Source organism: Actinomadura sp. NPDC000929 (assembly GCF_040492065.1).
GTDB lineage: Bacteria > Actinomycetota > Actinomycetes > Streptosporangiales > Streptosporangiaceae > Spirillospora > Spirillospora verrucosospora.
Window position 1 is genome coordinate 1 of sequence record NZ_JBEUPA010000036.1, and the last position, 11,915, is coordinate 11,915.

General features: G+C 69.2%; 14 protein-coding genes and 1 pseudogene. 7 read left to right on the top strand and 8 right to left on the bottom strand.

Annotation, left to right across the window (positions count from 1 at the left end; translation table 11 throughout):
- The 5 genes from ABWI04_RS15825 to ABWI04_RS15845 all read right to left on the bottom strand — a co-directional run.
- Positions 1-833 (bottom strand): PAS domain S-box protein (locus ABWI04_RS15825; protein WP_353832872.1); only part of this gene is annotated, 833 nt, incomplete at its 3' end.
- A 420-nt stretch (positions 834-1,253) separates the two neighbouring features.
- Positions 1,254-1,640 carry an STAS domain-containing protein gene (locus ABWI04_RS15830; protein WP_345172380.1) on the bottom strand — a complete coding sequence of 129 codons (387 nt, stop codon included), beginning with the start codon at positions 1,638-1,640 and terminating at the stop codon, positions 1,254-1,256.
- Positions 1,641-2,351: 711 nt separating this feature from the next.
- Entirely contained in the window at positions 2,352-2,555 is a 204-nt protein-coding gene (locus ABWI04_RS15835) for a cold-shock protein (RefSeq protein WP_345172382.1), read from the bottom strand.
- Positions 2,556-2,843: 288 nt separating this feature from the next.
- Complete coding sequence (locus ABWI04_RS15840; RefSeq protein ID WP_353832873.1) at positions 2,844-3,251, bottom strand: hypothetical protein; 408 nt, start codon at positions 3,249-3,251, stop codon at positions 2,844-2,846.
- A gap of 61 nt (positions 3,252-3,312) precedes the next feature.
- Positions 3,313-3,657, bottom strand: coding sequence for a hypothetical protein (locus tag ABWI04_RS15845; protein ID WP_353832874.1), 345 nt, complete (start codon positions 3,655-3,657; stop codon positions 3,313-3,315).
- 471 nt (positions 3,658-4,128) lie between these two features.
- Between ABWI04_RS15845 and ABWI04_RS15850 the strand changes: the two genes are divergently transcribed.
- Complete coding sequence (locus ABWI04_RS15850) at positions 4,129-5,016, top strand: tyrosine-type recombinase/integrase (protein WP_353832875.1); 888 nt, start codon at positions 4,129-4,131, stop codon at positions 5,014-5,016.
- Between the two features lie 563 nt (positions 5,017-5,579).
- Here the strand turns inward: ABWI04_RS15850 and ABWI04_RS15855 are convergent.
- Complete coding sequence (locus ABWI04_RS15855; protein WP_353832876.1) at positions 5,580-6,752, bottom strand: glutathione-independent formaldehyde dehydrogenase; 1,173 nt, start codon at positions 6,750-6,752, stop codon at positions 5,580-5,582.
- Positions 6,753-6,769: 17 nt separating this feature from the next.
- Positions 6,770-8,029, bottom strand: coding sequence for an amidohydrolase (locus tag ABWI04_RS15860; RefSeq protein WP_353832877.1), 1,260 nt, complete (start codon positions 8,027-8,029; stop codon positions 6,770-6,772).
- 141 nt (positions 8,030-8,170) lie between these two features.
- Between ABWI04_RS15860 and ABWI04_RS15865 the strand changes: the two genes are divergently transcribed.
- Positions 8,171-8,863 carry a trimeric intracellular cation channel family protein gene (locus ABWI04_RS15865; RefSeq protein WP_353832878.1) on the top strand — a complete coding sequence of 231 codons (693 nt, stop codon included), beginning with the start codon at positions 8,171-8,173 and terminating at the stop codon, positions 8,861-8,863.
- Between the two features lie 211 nt (positions 8,864-9,074).
- Here the strand turns inward: ABWI04_RS15865 and ABWI04_RS15870 are convergent.
- Positions 9,075-9,388 (bottom strand): annotated as a pseudogene (locus ABWI04_RS15870) (IS5/IS1182 family transposase); the annotation flags it as partial.
- Positions 9,389-9,451: 63 nt separating this feature from the next.
- Between ABWI04_RS15870 and ABWI04_RS15875 the strand changes: the two are divergent.
- The 5 genes from ABWI04_RS15875 (at position 9,452) to ABWI04_RS15895 (ending at position 11,858) form a co-directional block, all read left to right on the top strand.
- Positions 9,452-9,979: a GNAT family N-acetyltransferase gene (locus ABWI04_RS15875; protein WP_353832879.1), complete on the top strand. Its 528-nt coding sequence runs from the start codon at positions 9,452-9,454 to the stop codon at positions 9,977-9,979.
- 168 nt (positions 9,980-10,147) lie between these two features.
- Entirely contained in the window at positions 10,148-10,399 is a 252-nt protein-coding gene (locus ABWI04_RS15880; protein WP_353832880.1) for a Tn3 family transposase, read from the top strand.
- A 61-nt stretch (positions 10,400-10,460) separates the two neighbouring features.
- Positions 10,461-11,063 (top strand): dihydrofolate reductase family protein, encoded by a 603-nt coding sequence (locus ABWI04_RS15885; protein ID WP_353832881.1) that lies wholly within the window; start codon positions 10,461-10,463, stop codon positions 11,061-11,063.
- 26 nt (positions 11,064-11,089) lie between these two features.
- On the top strand, positions 11,090-11,491 hold the full coding sequence (locus ABWI04_RS15890; protein WP_353832882.1) for a VOC family protein: 402 nt from the start codon (positions 11,090-11,092) through the stop codon (positions 11,489-11,491).
- 145 nt (positions 11,492-11,636) lie between these two features.
- Positions 11,637-11,858 carry a hypothetical protein gene (locus ABWI04_RS15895; protein WP_353832883.1) on the top strand — a complete coding sequence of 74 codons (222 nt, stop codon included), beginning with the start codon at positions 11,637-11,639 and terminating at the stop codon, positions 11,856-11,858.
- The last annotated feature ends 57 nt before the right edge of the window (positions 11,859-11,915 follow it).

Below are 11,915 nucleotides of genomic sequence, written 5' to 3' on the forward strand. Positions count from 1 at the left end.
AAGAGCTCGTGCTGCGCGGCGGTGAGCGGCTCGTCGGAGTACGGCCGGGCATCGTCGCCACTGATGACCATGGTCGGGGCGCCGTGCAGCACTCGCGCGAGGGGACCGCGCGGGGACCGGGGGAGTGGCGGCAGCGGCCCCTCCAGGCGAGCGATGTCGGCGGGGGAGATCTCACGGTGGGTCGCGGCCATCCGCTCGACGCGTCCGTCGGGGACGAGAAGGTCGACCTCCGCCCAGTCGCCGAGCGCGGGCACCGCGATCCGGACCAGCCGATGCAGCACCTCGTTCTCGTCCAGGGTGGACGACAGCACCGTGGTGATCTCGGCGACCAGAGCCAACCGGGAGTTGGCCCGCCGACCCTGCACCATCCGGTCGTGCTGTTCCCGCTCGATCCGGAGCCGCTCGGCCGCGTCCTGCAGCACGATGACCGCTCCGGTCACCGTCCCGGCACGGCCTTCCTCCGCGCCCGGCTCGTCGGCGTAGACCGGCGCGGATGACCAGGAGAGCGTCACCGAATGCCCGTCGCGGTGGGTGAAGGAGTCGCCGTCGGCGTGGTCGGGGACACCGGTCCGCAGCGTCCGGAGAATGCGGCAGTCCAGCCGCAGAGGGAGATCGCCCTCGGAGGCGCGGTGCAGGAACCGCTCCACCGGCCTTCCCAGCGCCTCTTCGGAGGAGTGCCCCAGCAGATGCCGGGCCCAGGGATTCCAAGCCGTGATCCTGCCGGACGCGCTGACGGCCACGATCGCCGAGTTCATCGCCTCGACCAGGCGGGCGGGGTCCGCCCCGCCCCGGTCGTGCGGCTGCCCGCTCATCTGCTCCTCCTGGTCGGACATCAGGATCCCTGCCCCTCGTGGCCACCGGAACACCTCGGTCCCGCAGGTGCATGGGCCGATCTGCCGGCGGCCTGCTCCCCGGAGGCGTCCCCGGTACCGGTGCACCGCGCGGTCGCCTCCGCTCGGCCGGTTCAGGAGACGATCAGAGAGACGACGGCGATGACCGTGCAGACGGCGGCCAGCGCGATGGCCATGCCTGCGGCGAGGCCCTTCATCAGCGAGAGGTATTCGTCTTTCATCGTCATCGGCTCGCCTCGGAGTTCGATGGACCTCTCGGCTGGCCGCCGGTGGGGGAGAGCGCTCGGCGAGAGATCACGGTTCCGCTCGATCAGTGAACGTCCCGCGCTGTCCGGTACAACCGGCCTGGCCGGACACGGTGCGCTCTGGCCGCCATGCCCGTGGCGTCCAGAGTCCCGGCGGTCATGCCGCGGCCTGGACCGCCGGGGTCGCCTGGACCACGAGTACGCGGTCCAGGCCCGTGAGGTGGAGGAGTTCGGTGAGTTGCCGGTTCGCGGCGCCGAGGCGGACGGTGATCCCGAGTCCTGCGGCGCGGTGCTGGATGCCGACCAGGACGGCGAGCCCGGCCTCGTCACAGGACGACACCTCGCCCAGGTCGAGTATCAGCAGCCGACCGCTGGGACGCAGCAATCCCATCAGGTGCTCGCGCAGCGCCGGCGCCGCGGAGGAGTTCAGGTGGCCGTGCAGCGCGACGATGGTGTGGCCGGGGCGCCGGCGGGCGGGTACTCGCCTCTCGACGGCCGTCGCGGCCGGGCCACCGGCAGCGGACGCGGCGCTCAGGGTGCTCATTGGTGATCTCCGATCACGGAACGCCCTGCCGGGCCCGGGAGGTGGGCGACGAGTGACACCGGATCGTGCGGCACGGGGGCGGGCGTAGACGTCACGGGAGGCGAGGATCTCACCGCAGCACATCGCCGGTCAGGGCCGCCGTCTGGGAACCTGTGCGAGTCGAACACTGTGCGGGCCATTTCGAGGCCCCGTTCTCGGTCCGTCGAAGACCGGATCGTGATCGCCGAAGACGGCGCCGGCATGGTGGCCCGCGCACGAAATGCCCTCGGTGCCACCGAGCCTACGCCACTGGGCACCCCCTGGACAGGCCGCCCTCACGCTGACCCCGGCGGAAACGGCGGACCCGGGGACGTTTCCCTGTCACTCTCCAAACCCGATCACCACAGATCAGGTTCGCGCAACGACCTTCATGGGCGGATCCGGCGGACGGCGAAGCGCCTGTCACGCCTGCACGACCACGATCAACGAGCCGGCCTACTCACGTGCCCAGGTCGCCCCAGTGACATGGGTTCAGCACCTGCGGGTGGGCCAGGGATCGCCTTAGAATTCGTCGGCGTCAAATCCTCACCATCAAAAAGGCGAAGAAAGAAATGCGCTGGCAACCGTTCCCGGGCGATCAGGCCGATTTAGCGCACTTCACCGGATCGAGCCGAGGGGCAGGTCCGCAAAAGCGGACCTGCCCCTCGGCTCGATCGTTCTCCGTGCGCGTTGTTAGAGCGCGCGGACCAGGTCGGCCTGCATGCCCTTGGGGCCGCGGATGGAGGTGAACTCCACCTTCTGGTCCTCTTCGAGGGTCCGGAAGCCGTCGCTTTCGATCACCGACTGGTGAACGAAGATGTCGGCGCTGCCGTCATCGGGGGCGATGAACCCGAAGCCCTTGTCGGGGTTGAACCACTTCACGGTTCCCTGAGTCATGGGATGTCTCCTTCGGACGGGTGCGGATCGACGCGGTCGCGTTGATCCGGGCTGCTGGCCGTACGCCCGTCTGGAGTGACCCAAAATGACGAAACGCCCGCTGTCGGAACTATGCGGGCGTTTCCACGTTCGCAAAACTCGACTACAACCATTGCTGCCCACACTACACCACAGCCACAGACCCCCAGCGAATTCCCGCATTCCACCGAGGTGGCGGCGGCTCCCGCACGGTGATGACGGGTTCTGGCGAGGTGGTCGGACGTCTGAGACAGCCCGGACCTGTCCGGGTCAGATCGGGAGTCGGGCGCGTCCGCGGGCAGCGGTCTGGCGGACCCGGTGAGCGGCCCGATGGCGGCACGTTCGTCGGCGGTCGGCGGTATGCCGGCGCCACAGCCATACCCCCACCGCTGCGGCGGCTGCTGCGACGAACATCGCCGCCGCTCCGCGGCGGATCTTGAGCGGAGTCGGGCTCTGGTCGGCGGAAAGGCCGGGTAGGCGAGAGGGGCCGACGGCTTCGGCCAGTTTGCCGATCCGGCCACGGAGTGCCTGGGCCGGTTGCCATGCGCGGTCGGCGGCGGGCTTAGCGTCCGGCCGGTCGGTGGGGACCGCGGTGTCGCTGTCCGTGTCTGCGGGGATGGGGGCGTTGGGGCTGGTTGCGGCTGTGCTCGGCGTGTTCTTGGTGGGGTCGGTGTCCATGGGGGTGGTTCCTTTCAGTGAGGGATCGGGGGCGAATCGTGGAGCTGAGGGGCGGGGCAGGTCAGTGGTCGATGGCGGGGCTGTCCGGCCGGCGCCAGACGAAGGTGCGGGTGTACCAGATGCCAGGGCCGTTGTGAGCGCGGCGGTGCCCGTAGACGATGGCGATGATGTGGCGGCAATCTTCTTCGGCGAGGGTGCCGTCATCGGCTTCAGGCCGCTCGGGTCCGCGTTGTATCTGGATCAGGAGCAGGCGGTCGGTTGGGCGTAGTCCGAGACACAGTTCGATCTGGCCGGCTACGCAGTCGACCGGGCGGGCGGCCAGTTTCCGGATCGAGGACGCCGCCTGCCAGGCCAGGCTGTCGGCGGCGGCGCCCAGATCCCACTGCCTGAGCGCGGTGCGGATCACTCGACGGGTCCGGGCAGCCGCCCAGCGCGTGCCGGGCAGGTGCCATCGACCAGCGTGCACCATCGGTTGGGGGCCGTCGGCGGAGTCGTCGGACCTGCTGGTCACAAGTCCGCTGTCACAGCACGGGTCCTGACGCCGAGGGGCGCGAGTCCGGCGTTCAGGTAGCGGCCCGGCTCGGGCCGGCCGCAGGGACGGGACGGCGGCACCGCCGCGGATGTGCGATGGGCGACCGGTCCACGCATTGTGGGTCGGGGCGTGTCGCTGGGGTCCTCGCCGGGGCGATCTGGGTCACGGGCAGGATCCTGACAATGGAGCACATCTTTTCTGGCGGAGTTGGGGTCGCGCGACGGGTCAACCCCAGGGGCGGAGATGTCGTCGTTTCCGGATATGCTCACTCTATCAGCGACTTCTGATATTGGCTAATATCAGAAGTGAAGTCCGACGGGAGTTCCTGAGCTCGAGGGGGAAGTGGTGGCAGGTCGCCGTCAGCAGGTACCCGACGCCTACCTCGGCGTCCACACCGACTACGCCGCCGCCCTGGCCGACACGGCGCTGGACGCTGCCACCCGCCGTGCCTACGACTCCCGCGTCCGGGTGTTCCTGGCCTGGCTACAGGACGCTGCGAACCTTGCCGACGGTGACCCCCTGACCGACCCGCAGGTGCGCGACCTCAGCGCTCGCGACTACAAGACCTACCTCAAAACCGTCCTAGGCCGCTCAGACAACACCGTCAACGCCCACCTCACCGCGCTGGACCGCTTCTACGAACACCTCGGACTGGGCAAGGCCGGCGTGAGCCGCACCCGCACTCCTCGCCGAGCCCCCCGCGCTCTGACCACCCCCCAACAGCAGCGGTACCTGGGCGCGGTCCAGCGCCGCGCTCTGGCCCGCGATCGGGTGATCGGACGGCTGCTGCTCTACTGCGGACTGCGCGTCTCCGAGCTGGTCGCCCTGGACACCGGCGACGTGCCACTGTCGGCACGCCAGGCCAGGGTCGGTGTCCGTTCCGCCGAGAATGAGATCTCCCGCGAGGTCCCGCTAACCGACGCCACAACATGCGACACCGTCGCATCCTGGAAGAGCGAACGAGCCGCCTGGCCCGGCGCCGACACCCCCGCCCTGCTGCTCAACCGCCGGGGCGGGCGCCTGTCGGCGCGGGCCGTCGATCAGATCCTCGACGAGATCGCCCTTGACGCCGGCCTGACCGACCAGGACGGCAATCCGACCGTCTCAGCACACGTCCTGCGGCACACCTTTGCCACCAACCTGCTGCACGCCGGAGCAGACATCGTCAGCGTCGCCGAACTACTCGGCCACACCCGCCTGGACACCACCCGGCGCTATACCCAGCCCGGATAGCGTCCACCCGCACCGACCTCCAAGGCGCCAGCGAACCCCACCCTTTCTAGGTCGCTGGCGATCCTCATTCTGGACCGAAACTGGCCCGGGGTCCTTGTCGCCGACGATGCTGGCATCTTTATTGGCCTAGAAGCATTGAAAAAAGACATAATGGAAACGATTTATCGGGGCACCTCGCTCCGGACGCCGCCGACCCGAGAACCGGACTGCCTAGACCTGGATACGTTTATGTATGGGATGCCGGTCGCGTTGTCGGCCCGGGGGGCGGGCCTTGCTAATGGTGGTGGCGATCTGACGCGGATCACGGTAGTCCCCAATAATGGTAGGGTGGTTACTGCCTTTCCGCCTAAATGCTATGGGGCAGACCACGAGGGCTCCCTGGTTGGCTCCCCAAACCCCGCCTAAGAGGCTTCTACTATGAGCAAGATGACGGTCCGAGGCCTCTTCGTCCCGGATGGAACGCGGGTGTTCGTCCGTGCGTATCGATGGAGTTCTGGAGGCAGCACGCCAACTGCCAAGGTCCTGGCCGGCCACCTTTCATGGTCAGCCAAGGTCGGCGGCTGCTACGGGTGGAGGACGGCTTTGATGACACCGTCCTCGCGGCGATCGAAGGCCGCGTACAGGGCCGGGGCCTGCTCCAGGTCCACGTGGTGGGTGACGACGAACCCGGGGCGGGCGATCCCGGAGGTGACCAGGTCGCGTAGCGGTACGGTGTAGCGGCGGTCGTGCGTGCGGCCGGTCCCTATCGTCACTCCTTTGCCCCACAGAGTTCCCCAGGGCAGGCGCAGTGCACCGTCGGCGCTGCCTTCCGGGGCGGGGTGCAGGTCCTTGCCGGCATAGAGGCCGATGATGCCCAGATGGCCGGTCTGGTTGATCAGGCGGGCCAGATCGGCGAGGACCTGGGTCGGCTTCTCCTTGGAGAAGTCTGCTCGGTCGCGGGCCTGGAACCCCACCGCGTCGATGCCGCAGTCGACGCCGTCCAGCGGTTCCTCGCCGCGCGGCAGCCCGGTGCTGCGCCGGTGGTCGCGGATCTGCTCGACGGGGTCGCCGTCGGCGGTGTTCACCGGTATGGCGCCCGCTTCGACCGCCTTGTCCAGCCGCTCGGGTATCCGATCCACCACGAAGACCTCGGCGGCGCCGCGCAGCCGCGCGCTGTAGGCGGCCAGCAGGCCGATGGTGCCGGCGCCGAACACCGCCACCGTGCGTCCGGGGCGGACCTGGGCGAGTTCGGTGGCGTGCCAGCCGGTCACGAACGCATCGGCCAGGGTGACGAAGTCGTCCTCGCGTTCGTCGCCGGGCTCGCCGGGCAGTGGCACGCAGTTGGCGTCGGCGTACGGGACGCGCAGCTGGTCGGCTTGGGCGCCGGTGTAGTGGCCCATTCCGGCGTACCCGTAGGCCGCGCCGAAGCCTCCGGGGCGTACGCGCAGGCAGGCTGCCGACAGGCCGCGTGCGCAGTTGGCGCACAGGCCGCAGAACAGATGTGTCGGCAGGACGACCCGGTCCCCGGCGTTGATCGTCTGGACCCCTGGCCCGGTCTCCGCGACCGTGCCGAGCGCCTCGTGCCCCAGAACCATGCCCGGGTCGGCGCCGGTCCGGCCGTCGTACATGTGCAGGTCGGTGCCGCAGATCGCGCTGGAGGTGATGCGCACGAGCACGTCCGTCGGCTCCTCGATCCGGGCGTCAGGTACCTGCTTGACCTCGACCTCCCGGTCGCCTTGGAACACCACTGCTCTCATCTGCGTCTCCTTCCGGTCTACCGCGCGGCGCCGAGATAGGCGAGGGGAGCGACCACGGCTGCTTGGACAGCGGTGTCCAGCGTGGGCTGGATGACGGGGGCGAACGCGGCGCTGTGGTTGGCCGGGATGTCGGTGGCCACAGTTCCCCTCCTGGCGGCCGAGGCGTACCGGTCGGGATCCACGCCACCGAACCCCCAGAAAGTGAACGGGACTCCGAACGCCTTGGGGATCTGACTGAAATCCTCGCTGGCCGTTTGCAGAGGGAGCGGCCGGGCCCGGTCGCCGAAGAAGTCGTCGAACGCGGCGGCGACCTTGCGGGTGGTGCCGGAGTCATTGACGGTGGGCGGGAAGCTGCCGAAGTGCTCGATGTCGGGGGGCTTGGGCGCGCCGGACGCCGAGCACTCGGCGGTGGCGATCCGTTCGATGGCGTCCCTGATCTGGTCGCGCGTACCTTCGTCGTAGGTGCGGACGTTCAGCTGAATCTCGGCCGAGTCGGGGATGTTGTTGGGGTTGGAGCCGGCGTGGATGCTGCCCACGGTGAGCACCGCCGGGATCAGCGGGCCCAGTTCGCGGGAGACGACCGTCTGCAGCCGGACGACGAGCATCGAGGCCATCACCACCGGGTCGATGCCCATGTTCGGGGCCGAACCATGAGCGGACCGGCCGTGGACGGTGATTCGGTAGTTGTCCGCCGCTGACAATGCCGACCCTGACCGGGTGAGTACCTGCCCCGCCGGATATGGCAGCACATGCTGGGCCAGGCACACGTCGGGCCGGGGGACCTGGTCGGTGAGCCCGTCCTCGACCATGGTGTCGGCGCCGTCACCGGGCTCCTCGGCGGGCTGGAACAGCACGGTGTAGGTGCCTTTCCAGGCGTCCTTGGCCTTGGCCATCAATTGTGCCGCGCCGAGCAGGGCGGCCACATGGGTGTCGTGCCCGCAGGCGTGCATGACAGGCCGCCCGTCCCCGTCGGTGACCGTGCTGGCGTACGGCAGGCCCGTCTCCTCCTTGATCGGAAGGGCGTCCATGTCGGCGCGGAAGAGCACATGCCGGCCCTCCCCGTTGTCCAGCACGCCGACCACGCCGGTGCCGCCAATCCGATCGTGCACCTGGTATCCCCAGGAGTTCAGGCGTTCGGCTACCAGGGCGGACGTCCGCGTCTCCTGATGCCCGAGTTCGGGGTGGGCATGGAGATCCCGGTAGAGAGACTCCAGATCAGGCCTGATGTCGTCCAGCCCGGACAGCACCCGCCCGGCACCCCCGGTTGCAGTGACCATCGCCCTTCCTCTCACCCGAAAAGGTGACGCTCTGCATGCTTATCGTTATAGGGGCCTAAGCGCGCCAAACAGCCGCAAACGTTCGACAAGGCCGCCGGTCGCCCGCCCCTGGCTCCGGCCGGTGATCCTTAAGATCACCGTGTGGGGATCGAGACGATCATGACGGTGCTCGACCTGACCGGGGTGTTCATCAACGGGCTGCTCGGGGGAGCGGTGGCGCGCAAGCGCGACCTGGACCTCTTCGGGTACCTCTCGATCGGGCTGGTGTCCGGGCTGGGCGGTGGTCTGATCCGCGACACGCTCCTGCAGCACGGGCCGCCGGACGCCCTCACCAACGCCTTCTACATTCCCACCGCGCTCGTCGGCGGAATGCTGGCCTTCCTGCTCCAGTTCACTGAGCAGGACTGGAACCGGGTGTTCTACCTGCTGGACGCCATCGCGCTCAGCGTGTGGGCCATCACGGGGGCGCAGAAGACCCTGGACGTCGGGCTCGGCTGGCTCCCCGCGCTCCTGCTGGGGACCATCACGGCGGTCGGTGGCGGCGCTGTCCGGGACCTGCTTCTCCAGCGCGTCCCGGCGGTGTTCGGCGGCAATGCCCTCTACGCCTCTGTCGCGCTCGTGGTCGCCGGGATCCAGGTTGCCTGCTCCGGGCTCGGCGCCCCCGTCGCCGGAACGGTCGCGGGGGTCGTGACCGGCACCGCCCTGCGGGTGATCGCCTACCGGCGGGGCTGGGCACTGCCCGAGGGAACGACCTGGGAGCCACGCGACGTCCTCGACAAGGTCACCCGCCACGACCGGCGCGACCCCGACCACCGGCCGCCCAACGACGAGTAAGCCCTGACGAGCAGGAGGCCGTCGGCGCACCGTGTCACCCGCACGAACGCTCCCACTCACGGCCCCGCCCGGCAGCGAAACCTCAGACACCGCACCAGTCTCCGTTACTGCTTCCTAGCAATAGAACGTTCCTTATCGCTACGACGCTCCACTCGTGGGACGCCACGCACAGGGTGCGGCCTTCCCGGCGGCGACGGCGCATCTGACATCGGCTGAGGCTTTTGCCGATGGCAGACTTGGCTCCGGACTTCTCCCACGCCTTGCAGTCGTTGCGGTTCCCGGCGGGCGGCCGGCCGACCACGACGACCGGGCGGGTTTCGGCGTCGATGACGACCATTAGTGCGCCAGTACGCCGCGACCAGCGTGCCCGGTCCTCCAGCGGAAGGCTCCACGGCCGGCCCTTGCGGACGGCGCGTCCGCACCCTCGTGCCGCAGAACCGTCACCAGTTCGCCGAACTGCCGCGGGCTCAGCCCGGTGAACGGGACTGTCCAGGACGGCTCCGACGCCGTGATCACCAGCCACACGGTCCGCGTGATGCCGAACAGAAATTGATGGTGCGGTACGGCTCTGGCGTCAAGAATCACCGGATGCATGAAGTGAAGCTGTCCGACGGGATCATCACTCTGTCCCCCCTGCGCCTGGACGATGCGGAGGCGCACCTCGCAGGGGAGGACGAGCTGCTCGTTCGCTGGCTCAACGGCGGCCCAGGCACGCGACAGGGCATCGAGGCGTACTTCCGGCACTGCCGGGAGCAGTGGGACACCGCCGGACCACTCCGCGCGTTCGGCATCCGGACGGGTCCCGACGAGGTGCTCGTGGGCACGATTGACTTGCGATTCGCAGGAGAGGGTCTGGCGCCCGGCCAGGTGAATGTCGCCTACGGCCTCTATCCGTCCTGGCGGGGGCGTGGCCTGGCTACCCGCGCGGTCCTGTTGGCCTCCCAGTACGCGGCGAGTGAGGGCGCTGCGGAGGCGGTAATCCAAGTGGAGCCGCGGAATCCCGCATCTGCCGCAGTCGCGCAGCGGGCAGGGTTCACCCCCGGCAAGCCGACACACAGCAGCGACGGCACAAGGTTCGACCGGTACATCCGGGACCTGCACGCCGCCACCCGGTGACGACCAACAGTTACGGGACAGCCCTTAGCAGTACGACCAGATGGTCAAGTACGCCACCGCGCTGCGGCTGGGCACGGCCGAGGCCGAGTAGGTGCTGCGCCGCTTCACCCAGGGTCCCAGGACCCCACCTACAAGGCCATCGAGGAACTCGGCAAGGCGGTCAGGAGGGTGTTCGTCGCCGAGTACGTCGCCTCCCCGGAGCTGCGCCGGGAGATCCACGAGGGACTGCAGGTCGTGGAGAACTGGAACTCTGCCAAAACGACCTGTTCTCCGTCAGCGCCGGCACCATCCCGCGCAGCGACAAGGACCACCAGGAAGTCTCCATGCTCAGCCTGCACCTGCTCCAGTCCGCGCTGTAGATCTCCGGAGGGAGCGGTCGACCTTGAACCCCTGACGAATCACGGTTGGCCGCGACGATGAGTTCTCCGCCCGCCCGTGGTCTCTCCTGGAAGAACGGCATGATCGACGAGGCGGAGTCGAAATGGGCAAGGTTGTTGCGCAGGCATCGGTGTCTCTGGACGGGTTCATCGCGGGGCCGGGCGGTTCGGGATTCGACCGCCTGTTCGCGTGGTGCACCGCTGGGGAGGTGGCGACGCCGTCGGCGCAACCCGACCGGCTCACGTACCGCACCTCGGCCGGGTCAGCGGGCTATCTGCGCGACACGATGGCGCGCACCGGGGCCTTGGTGGTCGGCCGGGGCCAGTTCGATCTGACCGGTGGATGGGGCGGGTCGCATCCGATCGGGGACGTGCCCGTGTTCGTGGTGACCCACCGGCCACCGGAGGGCTGGGTGAATACCGTCACCCCGTTCACCTTCGTCACCGACGGCGTCGAGTCGGCGATCCGGCAGGCGGTCGCGGCCGCCGGCGCGCGCGATGTCGGCGTCGGCCCGGGGAGCGTGGTCGGCCAGGCCCTGGACCTGGGGCTGCTGAACGAGTTGCGGCTGGACCTGGTGCCGGTCGTGCTCGGCGGCGGTGTACGCATGCTGGACGGCGTCGGGGCGGCGCCGGTCGACTTCGGCGACCCCGAGGTGATCGTCGGCGCCGGGGTGACACACCTGATCTACCGGCGTTCCGCCACCTGATCTGTTTCCTACCTGGAGTGTGCGTGATGACGCAGATGAAGTTCGAACTTGTACCGGTGCCGGTCGCCGACGTGGACCGCGCCAAGGCCTTCTACACCGACAGGCTCGGGTTCGCGGTCGACGTGGACGTCGAACCCGTGGCGGGAACGCGGATCGTGCAGCTGACCCCACCGGGGTCGGCATGCTCGATCTTGTTGAGCACCGGACTCCCGGGCATCGCGGAGATGACGCCGGGCTCATTGCGCAGCCTGCATCTGGTGGTCGCCGACGCGCGCGCCGCCCGCGCCGAACTCGCCGCGAAGGGAGTCGACGTGGGTGAGGTCGACGAGCACGAGGGCGCCATGCTGTTCGTGCCGTTCGCGGACCCCGACGGCAACACCTGGCTGCTCCAGGAGATGCCGTGGCGCTCCGCCGACTTCACGCCCTGACCGCCTGCGGCAGGGCCGACAAGCTTGGCCTCCCACGCCGGTTACGGCTGGGCCGGGCGGTGCGCTGGTTGCCAGGCCGAACACCTCGCCCCTGCCGCAGCCGGGCAAAGCGGGCTGAGGACAGCGCCGGGTAAGAAAGTGGCGGGTGGCGCAGGTCACCGGGTGGTGTGAGGCGGTCGGTCAGGATGCCACGCGCCAGCTCGGCGATCTGGCCACCTTGCAATCGGAGGCGGCGCATATGCGGGCGTTGGCGGTCCGCTGCCAGCTGGCCGACGCGGTACGCAAGCCGCAGGGCGCGGCCGAGGAGTTCCGGCAGGCCCGGATCCTCGTCCAGTCCCCAGAGTCGACCGGCCGCGCGAACACATAGCACAGGCCCGCCGCCGTCGCGTGATCCCAAGATGCGGGAACCGGCGCCGCGCCCCTG